This window comes from Candidatus Poriferisodalis sp. (assembly GCF_965205175.1).
Taxonomy (GTDB): Bacteria; Actinomycetota; Acidimicrobiia; order Acidimicrobiales; family Poriferisodalaceae; genus Poriferisodalis.
Window position 1 is genome coordinate 1,142,911 of sequence record NZ_OZ242038.1, and the last position, 22,340, is coordinate 1,165,250.

Consider the following 22,340-nt stretch of genomic DNA (forward strand, 5'->3'; position numbering starts at 1 on the left):
GGCGAGGATCACACCGACGGGGACGTCTTCGACGCGCGGGTGGCGATGATTCTCGCCGAAGCGGAGACGCGGCGCCTCTGCGGCTGAGGCCGCGCAGGTCTCAGCCGCGGCAGCTTTGATGGTCTGCGGCGTAGCGTTCGGCGTTGGCTTTGGCCTCTTCGTCGAGTTCGACTGTACACAACAGTGACTTGACGCTGGAGACCTGCCAGACTCGCTTGCCGGTGGCCGTGGGCAGCCCTGCTTCAGCGAGTGCGTTGGCAATCTCGGTGAAGCTCGCGCCGGCAGCGTGCATGGCTGTGGCGAGACGCTTGGCATCTGGGGAATGGCGGCTGGGCCGTCCGAGTCGTTGTCCGCGGCTCTTGGCCACCGCCAGCGCCGCTGCAGTGCGTTCGCTGACCAGCGCGCGCTCGAACTCGCTGACCGCGCCGAGCACCGAGCGTGTGAGCACGCCAACGGGTCCCGGTGCGCCCGAAGGCACGTCGAGTGAGATGAGTTCCCAGTCGTCGCGGTCTGCGATGTCCAACAGGTCTTGCAGGTCGCGGCTGGAGCGGATGAGCCGGTCGAGTCGCGCTGACGCGAGCTTGTCGGCCCCTCCCTTGCGCAGCTGTTCCAGCGCCGCAGACAGGCGCGGGCGGCGATGCGGCGCCAACGAGCCCGACACGGCGTTGTCGGAGTAGCGCTCCACGATGCTCCAACCGCGCCGTTCCGCCTCAGCTTGCACTGCTTGATGCTGTGCCTCGACGCCCAGACCGGTCTCCGCTTGGGTGCTGGTGGAGACGCGGGCGTAGGAGATCACTCGCGGGACTGAGGCCGCAGAGGTCGTAGTCGTGACGTTGTTCGTTTGGTATCGCATGCTCCGAGCATGAGCGCCCGCAGAACGTGCGCCAGACGCGCATCGGCGGTGACGAGCGACACTTGCCCCTGCGCTAGCGTGCTGCCATGCGCGAATGGAACACCGACCTGCCCAACATGATGGAGGCGTGGTTCTGGAAGCAGCCCGCCGCTGACATCGATGCCGTCATCGCCCGCTACCACGCAGAAGCCCCGCTGGACTGGTTCGAAGAACCCCACTACGACGACCTCGTCCCCGTAGCGCCCGGCTACTGGTGCGTCACACGGCACGCTGACGTTGCCGGTATCTCCCGCAATACCGAAGTGTTCAGTTCCGCAGCGGGCATCACCGTGCTGGATGCGCCGCCCGAGTTCACAGAGTTCTTCAGTTCGATGATTGCCATGGACGACCCGCGCCACGCTCGGCTGCGCCGCATCGTCGCCAAGGGCTTCACACCCAAGATGCTTGCCGACCTCGACGGCAGCGTGCAGGCGGCGGCAGCGGAGATCGTGGATTCGGTGTGCGAGCAGGGCAGCTGCGACTTCGTGACCGAGGTTGCCGCGGCGCTGCCGCTGCGGATCGTCTGCGACCTGATGGGTATTCCGCGTTCGGAGTACCAAGGCGTGTTCGATGCCACGAACGTCATCTTGGGCATCTCCGATCCGGAGTATCAGCCCGAAGGAGAGAATCTGTTGTCAGCGCTGCTCGCCGCCGGCGCCCAGCTCGCTGCGCTGATGAAGGAAGTTGCCCAAGCCAAGCGCGGCGGCGACGGCACCGATCTCACCAGCGTGCTCGTCAACGCCGCGCTGCCCGACGATCAGCTCAGCGAGTCCGACTTGGCCAGCTTCTTCGTGCTGCTGGTGGTGGCCGGAAACGAGACCACCCGCAACGCCATCTCCTGGGGCCTCAAGTACCTCACCGACCACCCGGATCAGCGGGCCATCTGGGCCGCCGACTTCGAAGGCGTCGCGCCAACTGCTGTCGAGGAGATCGTGCGGCTGTCCAGCCCGGTTGGCTACATGCGCCGCACCTTGACCCGCGATTTCGTCTTCGAGGGCCGCGAGATGGCCGAAGGGGACAAGGTTGCGATGTTCTACGTGGCCGCCAACCGCGACCCGGCAGTATTCGACGATCCGTTCGCGTTCGACGTGCTGCGAAACCCGAACCCGCAGTACGGCTTCGGCAGCCCCGGCCCGCACTACTGCCTGGGGGCGCACTTGGCGCGTCGCGAGATGACCGTGATGTACCGCGAGCTGTTCCATCGTCTGCCCGACATCGTCGCCGTCTCCGAGCCCGACACGCTGCAGGCGGCATTCATCCACGGCGTGAAGCACCTCGACGCCGAGTTCACGCCGACGATGCCGCTGGCCGCTTGACCGGCGCCAAGCCGTCGGATTGGCACCGCCCGGCGGCGGTCACCGGCTGACGGCGCCATAGGGTTGCCGCCATGACACGGCCCAAGATCGCGCCCGCAACAGGCCGGCTCGGCGTGCTGACGCCCGGCATGGGTGCGGTGGCAACCACGTTCATCGCCGGTGTGATCGCCGCACGAACAGGCTTGGCAGTGCCGATCGGCTCGGTGAGCCAGATGGCTCATGTCCGGTTGGGCGGGCGCACTGACGGCCGCAATCCCCTCATCCGCGACTTCGTCCCGCTCGCCTCGCTCGACGACCTCGCTTTCGGCGGGTGGGACCCGATCACCCCCAACGCGCTCGAAGGCGCCCGCACCGCCGGGGTGCTCGAAGCCGGAGACCTCGGCGCGATCTCGCGTGAGCTGGAGGGCATCGTGGCCATGGACGCCGTGTTCGACCCTCGCTGGGTCAGTCGGCTCGAAGGCACTCGCATCAAGCCGCCGATGGGCAAGCTGGACGCGGCCCAAGCCCTGATGGACGACATCGAACGGTTCCGCGCCGAGAACGAGTGCGACCGGCTGGTGATGGTGTGGTGCGGCTCGACCGAGGCCTACCAAGAGCCCGCCGCAGTGCATGCCAGCATCGAGGCGTTCGAAGCGGGGCTCGCTGCGGACGACGAGCACATCTCCCCGAGCCAGCTGTACGCCTACGCAGCGCTGATGAGCGACGTGCCGTTCGCCAACGGCGCTCCGAACCTGACCGTCGACACCCCTGCCCTGACCGAACTGGCGCAGCGTCGCTGCGTGCCCATCGCCGGCAAGGACTTCAAGACGGGCCAGACGCTGATGAAGACGCTGGTGGCACCCGGCCTCAAGGCGCGGATGCTGGGTCTGCGCGGCTGGTACTCCACGAACATCCTGGGCAACCGCGACGGCGAAGTCCTCGACGATCCCGAGAACTTCAAGACCAAGGAGACCTCCAAGCTGGGCGTGCTCGACACCATCTTGCAGCCCGAGACCTACCCAGACCTCTACAGCGAGATCGACCACGTCGTGCGCATCAACTACTACCCGCCACGCGGCGACAACAAGGAGGGCTGGGACAACATCGACATCTTCGGCTGGCTGGGCTACCCGATGCAGATCAAGATCGACTTCCTGTGCCGCGATTCCATACTGGCGGCGCCCGTCGTGCTGGATTTGGCGCTGTTCTTGGACTTGGCCCAGCGCGCCGGCCAAGGCGGCGTGCAGGAGTGGCTGTCGTTCTACCTGAAGGCGCCTCAGTCCGCGGACCCGGCCGGTCCCGAACACGACCTGTTCATCCAGCAGACGAAGCTGAAGAACACCTTGCGGGAGTGGATGGGCGAGGCGCCGGTCACTCACTCCGAAGCAGGCTGACCGCCGCCGTCGAACAGGCCGCGTCCGCCAATCTGTCCTGTCTGGGCTCGCCTAGCGTTGCCGGCGTGCTGTACCTCATACGTCACGCTTCTGCCGGCGACCGCCGCCGGTGGCAGGGCGACGACACCCTCCGAACGCTCGACGCAACGGGCCGCGCCCAAGCAGACGCCATCGCGGAGGCGCTCGCCGCGGCACCGATCCGGCGTGTGCTCTCCAGCCCCAGCACTCGCTGCGTCCAGACGGTCCAACCGCTCGCAGCGCGGCTCGCGCTCGATGTCGAGGTGTGCGCGGAGCTGGCAGAAGGCGCCGCCGCACGACGAGCAGACGCCTTGGTGCAGCGCATGTGCGCCGAAGCGGGCGACAGCGTGTTGTGCAGTCACGGAGACGTGATCCCTGGAGTGCTGAGACAGCTCGCCGGCCGCGGGATCGACGTGAACCCGGCGCGCTGCAAGAAGGCATCGATATGGGAACTCCACATCGCCGCCGGCGCCATCAGCCACGGCGTGTACCGATCCCCCCGCAGCCTCGGATTCCGTCCGCCGGATCCGGTGTGACGATCAGCCAACCGTGAACACCAGCCAACCGTGAACATCGGCAGCCACGGTTGCGTGTGAGGATTGCCCGCGCCCTAGGCCCGAGTCGCCGATGGGGCTGGTCTGCAATCCGCTCGGCCGGCTGGCCTACTCCAACGCTCCCAAGTACGCGCCCCCCGGAGAGGTGGCGCTGTTCGCTCCCGTCGAGACTGTTGCGGGCATCGTGTGGGCCGCTGCGTTCTTGAGGGAGTACCCGGCGCTCATCACGGTGGGGCGGGCGCCCTCACGGTGGTCTTCGGGATGGTGTACGCCACGCTGATGGATCGCACTGCGCCGCGCAGAAGCGTGGTCACTGCCCGCACCGGCCCCACTGCCCGCACCGGACATCGATCAGCCGGCGCCACCCGGAAGCGGTCGGCTCTGCCGACAGGACTCTTCGGGTGCTGTTTCGGGTAATGTGAGCGAGCGTGGATTTGCCGGTATCACGCGGAGTTGACGTCTCGAGGTTCGAGCCCTATCCGCGCAATGGTGCGGGCACCGGCGCGCGCAACGCTCACAGCGCGTCCGGCGAAGCGCCGAAACTCGGCCTCAAGCGTCACAGCCGCATCAAACGCAGCGAGTATGAGCGAGAGCTCAAGCTCTTGCAGCAAGAACTGGCTCGCCTCCAGCGCTGGATTCGGCACAAGGGCCTCAAAGTCGTCGTCATCTTCGAGGGGCGAGATGCGGCCGGCAAAGGCAGCACGATCAAGCGCATCACCGAACGTCTGAACCCGCGCGTCGTGCGCGTCGTGGCTCTGAACAAGCCGAGCGACCGGGAGAAGACGCAGTGGTGGTTTCAGCGCTACGTCGAAGAGCTGCCCGCGGCGGGCGAGATGGTGCTCTTCGATCGCAGCTGGTACAACCGCGGCCTGGTTGAGCCGGTGATGGGCTTTTGCACCGAAGACGAGTACGAGGAGTTCCTGCGGTCGTGTCCGGAGTTCGAGCGGATGCTGGTGCGCTCGGGCATCTTGCTCATCAAGTACTGGTTTTCCGTCAGCGACGAGGAGCAGGAGCGCCGATTCCAGGCTCGCATCGCCGATCCGGCGCGCCGCTGGAAGCTCTCGCCGATGGACCTCGAGGCACGTGCGCGCTGGGTGGAGTTCTCACGGGCCAAGGACACGCTGTTCGCTCACACTGATGTCAAACAGGCGCCGTGGTGGGTGGTCGAGGCGGACGACAAGCGCGCCGCACGCCTCAACTGCATCGCTCACCTGCTGTCGCAGATTCCCTACGAAGCGGTGCCGTGGGAACATGTCGAACTGCCCGAACGGCGTGCATCCGGCGGCTACGTGCGTCCGCCGTTGTCTGATCAGACCTTCGTTCCCAGGCTGTACTGAGCAGAGGCTGTGCGGAGCAGAGGCTGTGCGGAGCAGACTTGCTGCACAGCGCAAGCTCAGCCGCGGTGCTGGTCGGTTCGTCTGAGCAAGCTCAGCCGCGGTGCTGGTCGGTTCGTCTGAGCAAGCTCAGCCGAACATGCCCCCGTCCACCGTGAACTCTTGGCCGGTGCAATAGCTGCTGGCGTCCGAGGCCAGGAACAGGACCACGCGGCCGACTTCGCCCGGTTCGCCGATGCGGCGCAGCGGGACGTGACGCAAGCGCCGACGCGTGCGGTCGTCGTCCTCGTCGAAGACGCTGGTCTCGGCCAGCATCTCGGTGTCGATGTAGCCGGGATGCACGGAGTTGACGCGCACATTGCGCCGGCCGAGTTCCTTGGCCGCCGACTTGGTCATGCCGCGAACCGCCCACTTGCTGGCGCTGTAGGCGAACGAGCCCATGGTGCCCATGAGTCCCGCCACCGAGCTGATGTTGATGATCGAGCCCGACGCGGCCTCTGCCATGGCGGCGCCCGCCTTCTGCATTCCCAAGAAGACGCCACGGGCATTGACGGCCAGCATTCGGTCATAGTCAGCGACCGTCGTGCCGAGCAGGCCAGCACCCTGGAAGATGCCTGCGTTGTTCACCAGGACGTCGATGCGGCCGTGGCGATTCATGACGTCGGCGACAACCGCATCCCAGTCGGCCTCGGCGGCGACGTCGTGGTGCAAGTACTCGCAGCCCACTTCGGCTGCGGTCTGCCCGCCCTCGTCGTCGAGCACATCGGTGAGCACCACGGTCGCGCCCTCATCGGCAAAGAGCCGGCCCTCGACGGCACCTTGCCCTCGTGCGCCGCCGGTGATGACGGCAACCCGTCCGTCCAGTACGCCCATCTGCTGTCTCCTCTCTGCGGCTGCCTGCCGTCGTCTGCAGCCTCGCCGCTGCCGTTCGCTGAGCGAACTCAGCCGTGGCCCGCACAGCGGTTCGCGCCGACGGCCAATGCGACCCTAGGCCCCGGCGACATTGGACCACCGCGATACGAGATCGCGGCGACACGAGAATTCGGTGATGGCGTCCGCCGGGGCTTCGCCCGCGCCCACGGTCGTCGGACCGTCGCGGAGTCGTCTCAGGGTCGTCGTCGGATCGCTCCGGTCGCACGGCTGACTAGCGGCAGCCATAGCGTGCGCAGCGATGCGCAGAACCGCAGAGCTTGGCGCAGCGGCGGGCGACGGCAGACCGGCGGAAATGCGCGTGGACCGCACCGCCGGCCCGCTGCAACGCCACGGCCTGAACTTCGTGCTGGTGGCCACGATGGTGCTCGGCCCGATCCCGATGATGCTGCCGGCCGTGCTGGCGGTGGAGCTGATCGCTGAGCTGGGCATCACCACCGGCGCCTTCAGCGTGGCGCTGACCGCCAACACGATCGTGGCAGCGTTGTTCGCTCCGCTGTCGGGCAGGCTGACCGATCGGATCGGTCCCAAGCTCTCCACCGTGGCTACAGTCGGCACCGCCGGCGTGGGCATGCTGGGCATGGCGTTCGCCACGAACCTGTGGGTGCTCATGGCGTCGGCGGCATTCGCCGGCCTCGGGCAAGGCTGGTGCAACCCGGCCACCAACAAGCTCATCGCAGTACGCGTCCCGGCGGGGCGACGCGGCACCATCACCGGGCTCAAGCAGTCGGGCGTGATGCTCGGCATCTTCCTGTCGGGCGCGACGCTGCCGACCCTCGCCGTTTGGTTCGGCTGGCGCACGGCCATCGGCATCTACGGGGCTGCAGCGCTGGCGTTCGCGCTGGGGACCAGTTGGCTGATGCGTCCCGACCATCCGGCCCCCGCCGATGGCAAGGCCGACGACAGCGAGGCCGGCTACGAGGCGCCAGCGGGTGCAGTCTTCGCCGTGAGCCCGAAGCGCGTCCATCCCGAGCCCGTGCAGATGAGCAATGCAGAACGACTGTTCATCATCAAGATCGCATGGTTCTCGTTGCTGATGGGCAGCGTGGTGGGCGGCGTCGGACGGTTTCAGGTGCTGTTCACCGAGGAAGTGCTGGGCTGGACCAACTTCTGGGCCGGCATGGCCAGCGCCCTGGCCGGCATCACGGCGGCGGTTTCGCGCGTCTGGTGGGCTCGCCTCACCGAAGCTCGGGTGCCTCCGGCGAGCGCGCTCGTCGTTCAGTCCGCGTTCACGGTCGTGGCCATGGCGCTGCTGCTGGCCGCGGCGCCGATTCACAGCGGCCTGATCTGGGCCATGTCGCTGCTGGCCGGCTTCACCATGATGTCGTGGAATGCCGTGGTGATGCTGGCCGTCATCACCGGAGTGCCGGTCGCCGTGGCCGGGCGGGCGTCGGGCATCGTGATGCTCGGCTTCATGTCCGGGCTCAGCATCGGCGGCCTCGCCGCGGGCTACGTCATCGAGTGGACTGGCAGCTACGACGCCGTCTGGATGGCGTTCGTCGTCTGCGCCGCCGGCGCGTGCGCGCTTGCGACGACCATGCGGCGCCAGCGCTAACGGCTCGGCTTCGGGTCAGCCAGGGCAGCCAGGTATGCCTCGACGATGTCGTCAGGTTCGCCGACGGCGCGAATGCTGCCCCCGTCCAGCCAGATCACACGGTCGCAGAAGCGCCGGATCTCGTTCATGTTGTGCGTGACCAGCACGACGGAGCCGCGGCCGGCGCGCACCTGGTCGATCCGCCGCGCCGCGAGCCGCCGGAACTCCTCGTCGCCAACCGTCAGCGCTTCGTCGATCAGCAGGATCTCGGGTATGCGAGCGGTGGCAATGGCAAAGCGCAGCCTGGCGTGCATTCCCGAGGAGTAGGTGCGCATCGGCCGGTCGATATCGGCTCGCAGCCCGGCGAAGTCGATGATCTCATCCATCCGGTGCTCGACCTCGGCGCGGGTGAAGCCCAGCGCCAGCCCGCCGATGAGAATGTTGCGCCTGCCCGACAACTCCGGTCGCAGCACCGACGAGACCCCGAGCAGCGACGGCCGCGAACGTCCTCGGATGCTGCCCGAGCGCAGCGGCAACAGCCCGGTCATCGCCGCGAGCAGCGTCGACTTGCCGGCGCCGTTCGGCCCGATCAGCCCAAGCGTCTCGCCTTCGAAGAGATCCAGCGTCGCACCCTGGACTGCGTGGATCCTGCGGGAGCGTCGACGCATCCGGCCACGAGCGAAGCCCTGCTTGAGGCCCAAGGCCGGCTCCTCGAACACCCGGTAGCTCACATGTACGTCGCGCACCTCGACCGTCACGGCGGGATCGCTCACGCGCCGAGCCGTTGTTCGGATCGGTGGAACACCACGAACCCCACCGTCGGCATCACCAGGCACCACAGCACCAAACCCGCTACCGCCCAGACATCAGCCGGCTCGCCCAGCAGGCACCAACGAGCGCAAGTGATCACGTCATAGATCGGATTGAGCGCGAAGGCGCGTCGCCACGCCGCGTGCTGCACGAACGCATCGACGCTGAAGATCACTCCCGAGCCGTAGAACAGCAACCGGAACAAGTGCGGCAGGATCTGGCGCAGATCGGGCATCGTGGTGCCGACGCGGGCCACCAGCAGCGCTGTTCCGAAATTGAAGGCGAACTGGGCCACTAGCACCGCCGGCAGCACGAGCCAGCGCAGCGTCGGCAGCTCGCCGGTGGCCAGCATCGCCAGCAGCGCCAGCGCCAGTGCCGGAACGAACGCAGCCGTCTGCCCGTTGACCGACGCGGCGGGCAGCAGGATGCGAGGAAACTGGATGGATCGGATCAGCCCGAGGTTCTGCGAGATAGCGCCTGCTGCCTCCAGCGTCACGCGCTGGGTGAGATGGAACAGCACGACGCCGATGATGAGGAAGCCCAGGAAGTTGTCGACGCCGCGGCGGGTGTCGATGATCACGCCGAAGATCAAGAAGTACACGCCGACCAGCAGTGCCGGATTCACGAGGTGCCAGAGCTGGCCCAGCGTGGTGTCCATGTTCTGTGCTCGGAGGTCCTGCGCGGGTACCACGATGGCGAATTCTCTGCGGCGCCACGCTTCGCGCAGGTAGGCGAGCGTTGACGGCCGCGACGTCAAGTCGATGAGCTGTCGATGCGCCGTGACGCCCGCTTCGCCGGCCGTGCCGCCTTCGGCGTCGGTGCTGGCCGTGCCGCCTTCGGCGTCCATGGCGGCCATCCTACGAAGGCGCCTCGCGGCGGTGCCGTTGGCACCCGAAGCGGGGTCGGCACCGTCAGCCGGGGCATACTCCGGCCTCGGTGCGACCCAAGCCAAACCAGACGCGACCCACGCCGCCGCCGGCTGACGTGCGGGGCAACGACTGGCGTTCGCTGGGCGTTGCCCCGCCGGAGATGTTCGAGCCGCGGCTCGCAGCGACCGTGGTCGTTCCCTACTACGAGGCGCCCCGTGCGCTGGCGCTGACGCTCGCCGGTCTGGAACGTCAGACCTACCCCAAGGACCTGTTCGAAGTCGTCGTCGTGGACGACGGCTCGGATCCGCCGCTCGATGTGGCAGACCTCGAGCTCGCGGCGCCCACCGCCATGAACCTGCGCGTGATCCGCCAGCCCGACCGCGGGTTCGGTCTGGCGCGTGCGCGCAACAACGGCGCTCGTGCCGCGCAGGGCGACGTGCTGGTGTTCTTGGACTGCGACATGGTTCCCGAAGCTGACTGGCTGGCCTCCCACGCGCGCTGGCACCACGCCGCGAGTGACGTGCTCACGCTCGGATTCCGCTGTCACGTCGAGGTGGACGGCGTCGAAGCCGCCGACGTGTTCGAGCGGCCCGGCACGCTCGCAGAGCTGTTCTCCGGGCGGCCGGTGCAGCGACCGGAGTGGATCGAGCGTCGGATGGAGCAGACCGACGACCTCGCCTCGGACGCCGACGACGTGTTCCGCGTGGTGACCGGCGGCAACTTCGCCCTGTCGAGAGCCTTCTTCGGGACGGTCGGCGGCTTCGATGAGACCTTCACCCAATGGGGTGCAGAGGACATTGAATTCGGCTGGCGTGCCTACGCCCTCGGCGCGGTGCTGGTGCCCGAGCGTTCGGCGCTGTGCTGGCACCAAGGCGAGGGGGCGGTGCTCAGCGAAGACGAGACGATCAGCCTCGCTCAGCAGCGCGACAAGCTGTCCCACCTCATTCCCGACCGCCGGCTACGCGACTCGCCGCCCGGCCGCTCCTATGCGGTGCCGCAGTTCGTGGTAACCGTGGCGCCAGGACACTCAGAGGAGTCCGAGGTGCTCAGCACCGCCGAGCAAGTGCTCGCCGGCAGCCTCCACGACTTGGTCGTGTGGGTCGATGAACGGCCCGGCGAGACCTTCGCTCGTCTGCACAGCCTGCTGGGTGCCGATCCCCGTGTCAGCGTCGGCGCGGCGGGGGGCGCAGTGCTTGCGCATCGGGCAGCGGCGTTCCACGTGCGAGTTCCAGCCGGCGCGGTTGTCCGTCCCCGCATGGTGGAGCGCCTGCAGAACCAGCTCGGCACTGCAGCTGCGGGCAGCTCGGACTTGGCGTCGGGCCACAGGGTGAGCATCACCCGCAGTTGGGCCGTGCAACGCGCGCGTCGCACGGGCCGCGCGGTGGCTGAGTTCGGCAGCGTCGTCGAGCTGGACGTGGACAGCCTGCAGGTCACGCAGGAGGCGAAGCCCCAGGGCCGTCTCGCCGCGATGCTGCACGGCCCGGCGCTGCGTTACCTGCAGCTTCGGGCCAGAACGCGCCGGCATGCCGCAACGCTGCACCAGGCAGCGCGCCGCATTCGCCGGCCCGCAGATGTCGCCGGTTTTCTGGACACCGTTGCTCGAGCCATGGCGTGGCGGCTCAAGAACGTTCGCTGGCTGGTCCGACGCGCTGGCTGGCTGGTGCGTCGCGCTGGCTGGGGGGCTCGCAGCGCAGGTTGGGCGCTGCGACGGACGCGCAAGCGGCTGCCGCGTCGCGTCAACAAGCGCCTGCGCATCTGGCTGGGCCTGCAGTCTCGCAGCCGGCGCTACGTGCAGCGGTTGGCCCGCTATCCGCTCGGCGCCGAGATCGTCGTCGCGGGTCGCCGGGCCGCATCGGTCTTCGCAGCCTCCACGAGAGTGGCTTATCACGTCGGCGACGACGGCGACCATCACGTCGACATCGTCGTCGCCGACACCGCTGCGGTCGGTCGAGCGGCGCTTCGGGACGTGGCGAGCGAACGGCGGCCGGTGGTTGCCGCGCTGTGCGATCTGTCGCCGATGGCACGAGTGCAGGCGTTCAATCCTGAGGCGGTGAACCCCATCGGCTGGTCGGCTGATGGCGTGGTCGACCCCGCACCGCTGCAGTCACTGCTGTCGCCCGCGACCAGCTCGGTCTACAGCTTGCACCTCGGCGGCGAACTGCTCGCCGAACTGCGTTCCCGCCACCATCTCACCGACAGCGCCGGCGAACACCGTGACGCCGTGCAACGCGCAGGCGCGCTGGCCGCGCTGGCCGGCGCAGGGGTCGTCGTGCGCATCGACGCCGCCGATCTGCAGCTCGCCGCGGCGCTCGGCCCCGAGTTGCATGGCCTGATGGCATCGCACGACGTAGCCCAGGCCGACGCCCACCGGCGGGAGCAGCTCAGCATCGAAATGCGCCGATGCGCCCTGCGCGACCACTCGCTGCGCAGCCGGGCGCGACAGATCCTCTCGGCAACCGGTATCGGCGCGGCGCCACCCGAAGTGTCGATCCTGGCGCCGACACGCCGACCGGACCGCGTCCTCGACGTGGTGCGGACCGCCGCCGGCCAGTCCTACCCGCGCCTCGAACTGGTGCTGGGGCTGCACGGCGACGGATTCGATGCCGACGCGGAGATCGAAGCGCTGGCCGACGACCTCGGTCATGGGCTGCGCATCGTCCGGGTCGACGGTGCCGAGCCGCTGGGCGCCGTCCTGCGGGCCACGGCGGCAGCAGCCGGTGGATCGCTGCTCACCAAGATGGACGACGACGACTACTACGGCGCGGAGCACATCTGGGACCTCGTGCTCGCCCACGAGTACTCACAGGCAGAGCTCGTCGGCAAATCGGCCGAGTACGTCTACCTGGAACGGCTCGACACGACGGTGCGAGACCAGAACCGCCAGAAGTTCTCTGAGCGCTACGTCCCGTTCGTGGGCGTGTCGGGCGGTGTGCTCATGATCTCGCGCCACGATCTCGAGGCCGCAGGCGGCTGGCGGCTGGTACCGCGCCGGGTGGACATCGCCTTGGCGCACGACGTGACGCTCGCAGGCGGTTCCATCTACTGGACCCACGGTGCCGGCTACCTGCGGGTGCGTCACGGCGACGAGCACACCTGGCAGGTCGACGACAGCCATTTCCTCGGCCGCGCCAGCGAGGTGCGCAACGGCTGCGACCTCGCCTTCGCAGGCGTCGCAGCGGCCTGAAGCAGCCGAGCGAGCCGTCTGCGCAGCTTCTATCTTTCGAGGTATGGCTGACTCTGACATCAAGGCGCTCACGGGCGGGCTCGACGTGCCCGAGTTCTCCACGACGGCGTTCACGACGGCGCCGCCGTTGGCCGAGGCCACGGTGGCGATCGTGACGTCGGCGTCGTTGCACCATCCCGACCAGGACGACTTCGCGCCGACCGACACCGGCTATCGAGTGCTCGACGGCAGCCGTCGAGACTACGTGTGCGGCCACTGGAGCCCGAACTTCGACGCCACCGGGATCGCGCTGGATCTCAACACCGTGTTCCCCATCGACCGGCTCGACGAGCTGGCCGCAGACGGCACCGTCGGCCGAGTTTCCGATGTCCACCTCTCCTACGCGGGCAACCAGTTCGACCTGTCGGCAGTGCGCATGGACTCCGGCCCAGCGGGGGCCAGGTACCTGCGCGACCGCGAGGTGGACATTGCGCTGTTCACGCCCGTCTGACCGCTGTGCACGCGTACCGTGAGTACGCTCGCTCATGTCTTCGAAGCAGCCGGTCTCGCCACCGTGGCGCTGGGTTCCATCGGCAACCACATTCAGGACACTGCGCCGCCGCGCGGGCTGTGGTGCGACTTCCCGCTCGGACGCCCGCTCGGCAAGCCCAACGACGCCGACTTCCAGCACCGGGTGCTGGCGCATGCCTTCGGTCTGCTGAGGGCGCCCGAGCCGGTCGTGGAGACGTTCGCCGAGTCGATCCACGACGACGGCACTGCGGTGATGTCGTGCGAGCTGCCGCCTCGCCACGACCCCGGCCTGCATCCCGCCGTGGACGAGGCCCGAGGTCTGCTGCCCGCCTATGAGCGCGCCGTGGCCAAGCTGGGCAACCGGTCAGGCGCCGGTCGCGTCGTGACGGCCGAGGACATTCCAGCGGCGGTGCAGTCGTTCGTCGCGGTCGCGGAGGGCACGCCGTGGAAGCAGGCAGGCATTCCGGGCATCCCTGCTCGTGTGGCCCAGGACATTCGCGGCTACTACGAGACCGCCGCGTTGGCGCTGGCCGAGCACGCACCGCCGGCGTGGGCCGGCGCACGCTGGTTCTTTGCTTCGACCGAAGCCGGCCGCGCCGTGATGGAGGCCCGCCAGGCCATGGCCGATGCAGGCGAGGCGCATCCCATCTGGTTCTATCTCGCGCCCGGCGACATGTAGCGACGGCGCTGCAGCTGTCCAAGCAGACACGCGAAGCAGCAGCCTGCTGACATGGGTCGCCTGATCGGCCGGCCGTTCCACGGCTGGCGCGTGGCATGGGCCGGATTCTGGGTGCTGTTCATCGTGTACGGCATCCAGTTCAGCTACGGCACCTTCGAGGGGGCCATCAGCGCCGAGGAAGGCTGGTCGGCGACATGGCTGCAGCTGGCCTACGCCCTCTACATCGGCGCATACAGCGCAGCGAGCGCGTGGGCTGGACTGCTCACAGATCGCTTCGGCCCCCGCAGGGTCATCGCCGTCGGCGCCGTGCTGCTTGCGACGGGCTACTTGGTGCTGTCGGCTGCCGGCAGCTTGGCGATGGTGTTCGTCGGCCTCGCGGTGATCGCGCCGTTGGGGATGTCGTCGTCGTGGGTTCCGGCGAATGCCACGGTGGTGCGCTGGTTCGTCGAGCGGCGAGGTCTGGCAACCGGCATCGTCGGATCGGGCGGCAGCGCCGGCGGCATCGTGGCGCCTCCGATCGCTGCCTGGCTCGTCGGGCAGTTCGGATGGCGCACGGCGATTGGAGTGATGGCGGTGGCGGGCAGCGCCCTCATGGCCGTTGCGGCCATGGTGTTCGAGCGTGACCCGGAGTCGATCGGCCAGCAACCCGACGGGCGCCTGCCCGGGCGCCGAGGCGGCGCTCGCACGCACACCGGCACACACCGGGGCGTGCCCGCCGTCGCATGGACGGCGCCTCAGGCGTGGCGCAGCACTGTGTTCTGGCGCATCTTCGGCATGTTCGCCTTGACCTTCGTGGTGGTGTTCGTGCCGTTCGCGCATGGTGTGCAGTACGCCCGCAGCCTCGGATTCTCACCGCTGTGGTCCGCGGGTGTCATCAGCTCCATCGGCATCGGCGGACTCGTCGGCCGAATCGTGACCGGCCCCCTGTCGGACCACATAGACCGTCGCCGCGCCGTCATGCTGGCCTTGGCAATAGAGACGCTGTCATTCGTGGGCATCGCGGCGGCGGACGGACTGGCGCTGCTCTACGTCTCCGCGATTGCTTTCGGCGTGTCCTACGGCGGCAGCGTGGCGGTATTCCCGGCGTTGGTGGCGGACTACTTCGGGCGCGCCCACGCCGGCGCCATCGTGGGCCGCGTCTTCGCCACTGCAGGGTCCTGCGCTGCGGTGGGTCCCTACGTCGCACAGCTGCTGCTGGGGACGACCGGTGGCTACGGCTGGACGTTCTCCTTGGCAGCAGCGTCGAATGCCTGCGCGCTCGCCTTGGCGTTCACGCTCCCGCGTCCGGCGCTGCTGCCTCGGAGCTGAACTCCCGAAGCGGCACCGGTGCAGTTCACGCTGCGTCTTGGGCAGTGTTCCGGGCTGCGAGGTAGCCTCGCTGGTTGCCGGCTCGCGTGAAGCAGTGCGCCTGTGGTCACGCTGCATTCACGATGCAGGAGGGGGATTCGATGGCACTCGCGGACTTCAAGCTCGAGGATCGCTTCGATCGCGTCGAGGGCGATGTGGCCATGTCGGGCGTGCAGGCGCTGCTGCGCGTGCTGCTCGATCAGCTCCGAGCCGACCGCCGTGACGGTCTGAACACCGCGGCGATGGTATCGGGCTACCGCGGCTCGCCGCTCGGCGGCATCGACACGCTGATGACCGCCAACGCCGAGGAGCTCAAGGCGAACAACATCACCTTCGAGCCCGGCCTCAACGAGGACCTTGGCGCTACCATCGTGTGGGGCAGCCAGCTGGCGAACCGCAACTTCGAGGGCCGCTACGACGGCGTGCTGGGCATGTGGTACGGCAAGGCGCCTGGTGTAGACCGCTCGGGCGACGCCATCAGGCACGCCAACGTCTGCGGCGTGGACCCCAAGGGCGGCGTACTGCTCGTCGCCGGAGACGACCCGGCGTCGAAATCCTCCACGCTGGCATCGGAGTCCGAGCCGGTGCTCATCCACTTCCAGACGCCGATCCTGTACCCGGGCTCGGTCCAGGAGGTCATCGACTACGGGCGCTGGGGCTACGAGCTGTCCCGTTACAGCGGCCTGTGGTCGGCGCTCAAGATCATCACCAACGTGGCCGACGGCTACGCCACCACCAAGGTCGGACCCGGCCGGGTGTCGGCAGTGCGGCCCGAGTTCCAGTGGGAAGGCAAGCCCTGGGCCCACACCCAGCAGGATGCCCTGTTCGGCCCCAACGCCGTGCGCATGGAGCTGGAGATGCACGAAGGCCGCTTGGTCGCCGTGGACGCGTTCGTGAAGGCCAATCGGCTCAATCGCCAGACGCTCCCCACACGCGACGCGAAGATCGGTCTGGTCGCCGCCGGCAAGACCTACTACGACCTGCGCGAGGCGCTCGACCGCATGGGCCTCGACGACCTCGAGCTGGAGCGTCGCGGGGTCCGCATCTGGAAGCCGGCGGTGGTGTGGCCGCTGGAGCCGACGAGCCTGCGGGAGTTCGCTGACGGACTCGACGTCGTCGTCGTGGTGGAGGAGAAGCGCTCCGTCGTCGAGACGCTCATCAAGGAGAGCCTCTACGGCGTCGCAGATGCGCCGGCGGTGCTCGGCAAGCGTGACCAGCACGGCGGCTTCTGGTTCCCCGGCCACGGGGAGATGGACGCTGATCTCATCGCGCGCAAGATTCGGCCGTTCCTCGTCGATCGGCTCGGACCTGACGGCATCGGGCCGGCCGTCCCGGAGCGCATCACCATCCCGCTCGCCGTGACCACCTCCAAGGGAGACAAGGCCGCCGGACGCACGCCGGGCTTCTGCTCGGGCTGTCCGCACAACCGCTCCACCTGGGTGCCGGAAGGCTCCGAAGCAGGCGGCGGCATCGGCTGTCACGGCATGGCGGCCATGACGCCCACGCGCAACGTGCGCGGCACCACCCAGATGGGCGGCGAGGGCTGCCAGTGGGTGGGCGCAGCGCCGTTCGTGACGATGCAGCACCGCTTCCAGAACATCGGCGACGGCACGTACCACCACTCCGGTTCGCTGGCACTGCGCCAGGCGGTGGCCGCCGGCACCAACGTCACGTTCAAGATCCTCTACAACGGCGCGGTCGCCATGACCGGCGGCCAGGACGTGGACGGCGGCATGGCAGTGCCGGAGCTGACCCGCTCCGTGCACGCCGAAGGCGTGGCCAAGGTCATGGTGGTCACTGACGACCCGTCCAAGTACCCCGCGGACGCGCAGTTCGCCCCTGACACCGACGTCTGGCACCGCGACCGCATGGACGAGGCGCAGCGTCTGCTGCGCGAGATCGAAGGCTGCACCGTGCTGATCTACGACCAGGCGTGCGCTGCTGAGCTGCGGCGCGACCGCAAGCGGGGCAAGGTGGCTGAGCCCAGCATCCGGGTGTTCATCAACGAGGCGGTCTGCGAGGGCTGCGGCGACTGCGGCGTCAAGTCCAGCTGCCTGAGCGTGCAGCCGGTCGAGACCGAGTTCGGCCGCAAGACACAGATTCATCAGTCCTCCTGCAACAAGGACTTCACCTGCCTCGACGGCGACTGCCCGGCGTTCATCGAAGTGGTCCCTGCCGGGAAGGTCGCCACCAAGGCCACGGTGGCCGTCGCTCACATCGGCGACGATCTGCCCGAGCCGGACCGCATCGACGAAGGCAACATCTTGATGATGGGCATCGGCGGCACCGGTGTCGTCACCGTGAACCAGATGCTCGCGACAGCCGTGCTGCTCGACGGCAAGGTCGCCAACGGCCTCGATCAGACCGGGCTGGCCCAAAAGGGCGGACCGGTGCTGTCCAACCTGAAGGTTCGACGCTTCGACGCGGCAGTCGACGATGCCGCCGGCGACGAGGCGAGCGAGGCAAACAGCGAGGCAAACAAGGTCGGCGTCGGCGAGGCCGATGCCTACATCGTGTTCGACCTGCTGACCGGTACCAATCCGGCGAATCTCGACAAAGCGCAGGCAGGCAAGACCGTGGCCGTGGTGTCGTCCTCGAAGGTGCCCACCACTTCGATGGTGCGCGATACGGCTGCCGAGTTTCCCGAGTGGACGGCATTCCAGCGGGTCATCGACGAGTCCACCAGCCCGGAGCGCAACGTGTACTTCGATGCGGGAACGCTCGCGGACAGCCTGTTCCGCTCGCATATGCCGGCGAACGTGCTGGTGGTGGGCGCCGCATACCAAGCCGGGGTGATCCCGATCAGCGCAGCCGCGATCGAGCGCGCCATAGAGCTGAACGGCGTGGCAGTGGAGATGAACACCCAAGCCTTTCGTATCGGCCGCAAGATCGTGCTCGACCCGGACTTCCTCGCGACCTTGGAGGTGGATCGGACCGGCAGGGCCAAGCGCTCCGAGGGTCCGTCCCGCCGCGAGCAGCATCTGATGGATGCCGTACCCGACCAGTCCGAGGAGCTTGCTCGGCTGTTGCGAATCCGCGTCCCGGACTTGGTGGCCTACCAGAACCATGCCTATGCGGCGGCCTACGCCGAGTTTGTGGCGAAGGTGCGCAAGGCGGAGGCTGCGGCGGGCAGCGAGACAGCGTTGGGCGAAGCCGTCGCTCGCTACCTCTACAAGCTCATGGCCTACAAGGACGAGTACGAGGTGGCGCGCCTGCACCGCTCGAAGTCCTTCCAGCACGCAGTCCGCAACCAGTTCGGCGACCAGTCAACGGTCACCTACAAGCTGCACCCGCCGTTCATGCGGCGCATGGGTGTGTCTCGCAAGATCGGCCTTCGCCGCTCGGGCGATGTCGCTTTCGCACTGCTGGAGCGGATGAAGGGCTTGCGCGGCGGTGCCTTGGACGTCTTTGGCAGGACCGCTCATCGGCGGATGGAACGGGAGCTGATCGACGAGTACCGTGGCATGGTCGAGCGGGCGCTCGACACGCTCGCAGCGGGCGATGATGCCGCATACGAGCGAGCTGTGCAGATCGCGGAGCTGCCTGATGTGATCCGCGGGTACGAGGACATCAAGGAGCGCAACGTGGAGCAGTTCCGGGCTCGGGCAGCGGAACTCGGCGCCTGACCGGCCTCACGTGGCTGCCAATCGGCCCGAAGGGCATACGCCGAGCGCTCCGGCATGGTGTGCCGTCGACTTTCCCGAGGTCACCGCGTATTCGATGATCTTCTCGCGGGGGCCGGACAATGCCGAGGTGCTGGCGGGGCTGCGGGCCGCGCTGACCGACAGCGAGGACGCACCTGACCACCTCGAACGAGCGAGGGTGGTGAACTTCACCGACGACGGCGACGATGCGGCGCAGGCTGCGGGCGCAGTCGAGACCGTGTTCTTGGCCTACTGGGTGAACCCACAGGTGTGGAAGCGCTTCTGCGACAGCTGCGACGCATTGAGGCGCGCCGGGGTCTACTGCGAGACGGCCCTCATTCCCGCCGAGCGCTGGGAGACCATTGCCGGCACCAAGCGGCCGCTGCCCGGCGTTCGCAACCTGACCTCGGTGAAGTTCACCGAACTGCACGACTACTGGGGCGCAGCGCGGGACCGCATGGCGGCGAGCGAGCATGATCGCTTCGAAGCGACACCCGGCTCGCCGCTGCCGGCCAACCTGTGTCTGATCCGTTCGGGTCAGAAATGGGACGAGTGCCTCGCCGACGAGCGGGAGCGGTACTTCGCCGACATCGAGCCGAAGCTGCGGGCCGGCATCGACTTTCTGGCCCGCAACCGGGACACGGGCTGCATCTGCGGCCGCTTCCTGCGGGAGCAGAACCTCGACGGGGACGACCTGGAGTCCACCAGCTTCGTGGGCTGGTTCGAGGACTTGGCCTCGCTGGAGGCGTGGTCTCGCTCGCACTCCACGCATTTGGCCATCTTCCACACGTTTCTCTCGACGGTTCAGCTGCTCGGACGCCCGCCCAAGCTGCGCCTGTGGCACGAGGTGTCGGTGCTGCCCGAAGGCGGCGTGCAGCTGCACCAGCCCGCACTGTCGCCGCTGGCTGAGCTGGTGACGTGAGTCGGCTGTCCCGGGACACGATGCGTGGCACTGCGCCGGTGCCGGATCCGGTGGACGGCTTGGATGTGGCGTCCTGCGCGCTCGATCTCGTGGGCCGCACGCCGATGGTTCGGCTGGGGCGGGTCGCACCGCACCTCGCCACCCCGGTCGTCGCGAAGCTGGAGACCGTCAACCCCGGCGGTTCGGTGAAGGACCGAGCTGCGGTCGCCATGATCGATGCTGCCGAGGCCGCTGGGCACCTGAAGCCTGGCGACGTCATTGTGGAGCCCACGTCGGGCAACACCGGCGTGGGCTTGGCGATGGTGGCGGCCCAACGCGGCTACCGCTGCATCTTCGTGTGTACCGACAAGGTCGCGCCGGAGAAAGTCGCCCTGCTGCGTGCCTACGGCGCCGAGGTGGTGGTGTGCCCGGCCAAGGTCGCCCCGCAAGACCCGCGCTCCTACTACTCCACAGCGGCGCGGCTGCGCAGCGAGACGCCCCGAGCCTTCTCGCCGGACCAGTACTCCAACCAGAACAACCCGCTGGCGCACTATCGCACGACAGGGCCGGAGATCTGGGCGCAGACAGCCGGGCGGGTCACGCACTTCGTGGCCGGCGCGGGCACCGGCGGTACCGTCAGCGGCGTCGGGCGCTTCCTGAAGGAGCAGAACCCGGCAATCCAGATCGTGGTGGCCGACCCGCCTGAGTCGGTGTACGCGGGCGGTGACGGGCGACCCTATCTCGTGGAGGGCATCGGTGAGGACTTCTGGCCCGAGACCTACCACGCGGAGATCGTGGATCGAGTGGTTGCGGTCACCGATGCCGACTCGTTTGCCATGGCACGTCGGGTCACCGCCGCCGAGGGTCTGCTGGTCGGCGGGTCGGGCGGAACGGCGGTGACCGGCGCGCTGCGAGTGGCCGGCGAATTGGACGCCGCGGGGCGCGCAGCTGAGTCGCTGGTGGTCACGCTGATTCCGGATTCGGGCCGTCTGTACCTGAGCCGTGTCTTCGACGACGACTGGCTGGAGTCCCACGGTCTGCGACCGGACCACGAGGTCTGTGACGTCTGCTGCGGCGCAGTCTGTCTCGATGACGTCTGTGCTGGAGTCGACTCCCGCCAGGTCAGCCCCGACGATGCCGGTGCCCGTGCTGTTCCTGCCGTGACGGTCGGCGGTGACGGCTGATGCTGGGCGGCGACCCGCAGGTCTCCGGCTTCGAGGATCCCGGCGCATTCGGCTTCGAGACCCGCGCCATCCGTGCGGGCCAGCCCCACGACCCCTACACCGGGGCGGTCGTCACGCCGATCTCGCTCGCCACGACCTTCGCTCAAGACGCGGTCGGCCGGCCCCGGCATGGCTACGAGTACGGCCGCACGGGGAACCCGACCCGGCACGCCTACCAAGTGTGCGTGGCATCGCTGGAAGGGGCCCGACACGGATTCGCCTTCGCGAGCGGGCTGGCTGCCTGTGATGCGCTGTTGCGGGTCTTGCGACCGGGCGACTGCCTGCTGCTCGGCGACGATGCCTACGGCGGAACGTTCCGGCTGATCGACAGCGTCTTCGGGAACGCAGGCGTGGAGCACGCAGCGGTCGACCTCACTGCGCCAGACAAGCTCCGCGACGCGTGGACGCCCAGCACCCGCATGGTATGGCTGGAGTCGCCCACGAACCCGCTGCTCACCGTGGTCGACATCGAAGCCGTCTGCGCGGTCACTCACGAGCTGGGCGGCATCGTCGTGGTGGACAACACCTTCGCAACGCCGTACCTGCAGCAGCCGCTCGCACTCGGTGCCGACGCCGTCGTGCATTCGGCCACGAAGTACCTCGGCGGTCACAGCGACGTCGTCGGCGGTTTCGTGGCCACCGACGACGACAGGCTGGCCGACCATCTGGTGTTCACGCAGAATGCCGTGGGCGCGGTGCCCAGCCCGTTCGACTGCTATCTGACGCTGCGCGGCGTCAAGACGCTCGGCGTGCGCATGGACCGCCACGAGGCGAGCGCGCAAGCGCTGGTCGAGGTGCTCGACGCTCATCGGGCGGTGCGGTCCGTGCTGTACCCGGGGCGTCCCGATCACCCCGGCCACGACATCGCGCGACGTCAGATGAGCGGCTTCGGGGGCATGGTGTCTTTCCGGCTTTACGGAGGGCGTGCTGCGGCGGAGTGCGTGGCTTCGTCGACGAGAGTCTTCACGCTTGCCGAGTCGCTCGGCGCGGTGGAATCGCTGATCGAGCATCCCGGTGCGATGACCCACGCCTCGGCCGCAGGCTCGGCCTTGGAGGTGCCCGACGACTTGGTACGGCTGTCGGTCGGGCTTGAGACGGCGTCGGACTTGGCGGACGACCTCGGCACTGCGCTGGACGCCGCCCTCGAGTGCGCACCAGCGAGCCCAAGTGAACTGAACCCGGTGAGCTGAGCCCAGCGCTGATCCCACTGAGCCGACCCCCG

Annotated in this window: 17 protein-coding genes and 1 pseudogene; 14 read left to right on the plus strand and 4 right to left on the minus strand. The window is 68.3% G+C overall.

Annotation, left to right across the window (positions count from 1 at the left end; genetic code table 11):
- Positions 1-100 precede the first annotated feature (100 nt).
- A complete protein-coding gene (locus tag ACOGI4_RS05110) occupies positions 101-853 on the minus strand; it encodes a recombinase family protein (protein ID WP_419842848.1) in 753 nt (250 codons plus the stop codon).
- An 86-nt stretch (positions 854-939) separates the two neighbouring features.
- On the opposite strand from ACOGI4_RS05110, the gene ACOGI4_RS05115 reads away from it, so the two are divergent.
- From ACOGI4_RS05115 to ppk2, 5 genes are all read left to right on the plus strand, one after another.
- The gene (locus ACOGI4_RS05115) at positions 940-2,208 is read left to right on the plus strand and encodes a cytochrome P450 (protein ID WP_419842849.1); all 1,269 of its coding nucleotides are present in this window, start codon (positions 940-942) and stop codon (positions 2,206-2,208) included.
- Between the two features lie 71 nt (positions 2,209-2,279).
- Positions 2,280-3,581, plus strand: coding sequence for an inositol-3-phosphate synthase (locus tag ACOGI4_RS05120; RefSeq protein ID WP_419842850.1), 1,302 nt, complete (start codon positions 2,280-2,282; stop codon positions 3,579-3,581).
- Between the two features lie 65 nt (positions 3,582-3,646).
- Positions 3,647-4,135, plus strand: a complete 489-nt coding sequence (locus ACOGI4_RS05125; protein ID WP_419842851.1) for a SixA phosphatase family protein — start codon at positions 3,647-3,649, stop codon at positions 4,133-4,135.
- 91 nt (positions 4,136-4,226) lie between these two features.
- Positions 4,227-4,433 carry a hypothetical protein gene (locus ACOGI4_RS05130; RefSeq protein ID WP_419842852.1) on the plus strand — a complete coding sequence of 69 codons (207 nt, stop codon included), beginning with the start codon at positions 4,227-4,229 and terminating at the stop codon, positions 4,431-4,433.
- Between the two features lie 286 nt (positions 4,434-4,719).
- A complete protein-coding gene (ppk2, locus tag ACOGI4_RS05135; RefSeq protein ID WP_419843092.1) occupies positions 4,720-5,490 on the plus strand; it encodes a polyphosphate kinase 2 in 771 nt (256 codons plus the stop codon).
- A gap of 126 nt (positions 5,491-5,616) precedes the next feature.
- On the opposite strand, the gene ACOGI4_RS05140 is transcribed toward ppk2, so the two are convergent.
- Positions 5,617-6,360, minus strand: a complete 744-nt coding sequence (locus tag ACOGI4_RS05140) for an SDR family NAD(P)-dependent oxidoreductase (protein WP_419842853.1) — start codon at positions 6,358-6,360, stop codon at positions 5,617-5,619.
- Positions 6,361-6,658: 298 nt separating this feature from the next.
- Between ACOGI4_RS05140 and ACOGI4_RS05145 the strand changes: the two genes are divergently transcribed.
- Entirely contained in the window at positions 6,659-7,972 is a 1,314-nt protein-coding gene (locus ACOGI4_RS05145) for an MFS transporter (protein WP_419842854.1), read from the plus strand.
- Here the strand turns inward: ACOGI4_RS05145 and ACOGI4_RS05150 are convergent.
- Together ACOGI4_RS05150 and ACOGI4_RS05155 are read right to left on the minus strand one after the other, a co-directional pair.
- Positions 7,969-8,724 carry an ABC transporter ATP-binding protein gene (locus ACOGI4_RS05150; protein ID WP_419842855.1) on the minus strand — a complete coding sequence of 252 codons (756 nt, stop codon included), beginning with the start codon at positions 8,722-8,724 and terminating at the stop codon, positions 7,969-7,971. The genes ACOGI4_RS05145 and ACOGI4_RS05150 overlap by 4 nt on opposite strands.
- A complete protein-coding gene (locus tag ACOGI4_RS05155; RefSeq protein ID WP_419842856.1) occupies positions 8,721-9,608 on the minus strand; it encodes an ABC transporter permease in 888 nt (295 codons plus the stop codon). The genes ACOGI4_RS05150 and ACOGI4_RS05155 overlap by 4 nt, the downstream gene beginning before the upstream one ends.
- An 89-nt stretch (positions 9,609-9,697) precedes the next feature.
- Here ACOGI4_RS05155 and ACOGI4_RS05160 point away from each other — a divergent pair, with 89 nt between their 5' ends.
- The 8 genes and pseudogenes from ACOGI4_RS05160 (at position 9,698) to ACOGI4_RS05195 (ending at position 22,308) form a co-directional block, all read left to right on the plus strand.
- Positions 9,698-12,814 carry a glycosyltransferase gene (locus ACOGI4_RS05160; protein WP_419842857.1) on the plus strand — a complete coding sequence of 1,039 codons (3,117 nt, stop codon included), beginning with the start codon at positions 9,698-9,700 and terminating at the stop codon, positions 12,812-12,814.
- Between the two features lie 43 nt (positions 12,815-12,857).
- Positions 12,858-13,304, plus strand: a complete 447-nt coding sequence (locus tag ACOGI4_RS05165; RefSeq protein WP_419842858.1) for a hypothetical protein — start codon at positions 12,858-12,860, stop codon at positions 13,302-13,304.
- Between the two features lie 18 nt (positions 13,305-13,322).
- Positions 13,323-14,003 carry a hypothetical protein gene (locus tag ACOGI4_RS05170; RefSeq protein WP_419842859.1) on the plus strand — a complete coding sequence of 227 codons (681 nt, stop codon included), beginning with the start codon at positions 13,323-13,325 and terminating at the stop codon, positions 14,001-14,003.
- A 51-nt stretch (positions 14,004-14,054) separates the two neighbouring features.
- Positions 14,055-15,311, plus strand: coding sequence for an MFS transporter (locus tag ACOGI4_RS05175; RefSeq protein ID WP_419842860.1), 1,257 nt, complete (start codon positions 14,055-14,057; stop codon positions 15,309-15,311).
- A 140-nt stretch (positions 15,312-15,451) separates the two neighbouring features.
- Positions 15,452-18,976, plus strand: coding sequence for an indolepyruvate ferredoxin oxidoreductase family protein (locus tag ACOGI4_RS05180; protein WP_419842861.1), 3,525 nt, complete (start codon positions 15,452-15,454; stop codon positions 18,974-18,976).
- A gap of 10 nt (positions 18,977-18,986) precedes the next feature.
- The gene (locus ACOGI4_RS05185; protein WP_419842862.1) at positions 18,987-19,916 is read left to right on the plus strand and encodes a phenylacetaldoxime dehydratase family protein; all 930 of its coding nucleotides are present in this window, start codon (positions 18,987-18,989) and stop codon (positions 19,914-19,916) included.
- Positions 19,917-19,975: 59 nt separating this feature from the next.
- Positions 19,976-20,932 (plus strand): annotated as a pseudogene (locus ACOGI4_RS05190) (PLP-dependent cysteine synthase family protein); the annotation flags it as partial.
- 146 nt (positions 20,933-21,078) lie between these two features.
- Positions 21,079-22,308, plus strand: a complete 1,230-nt coding sequence (locus ACOGI4_RS05195) for a cystathionine gamma-synthase (protein WP_419842863.1) — start codon at positions 21,079-21,081, stop codon at positions 22,306-22,308.
- Positions 22,309-22,340: the final 32 nt, after the last annotated feature.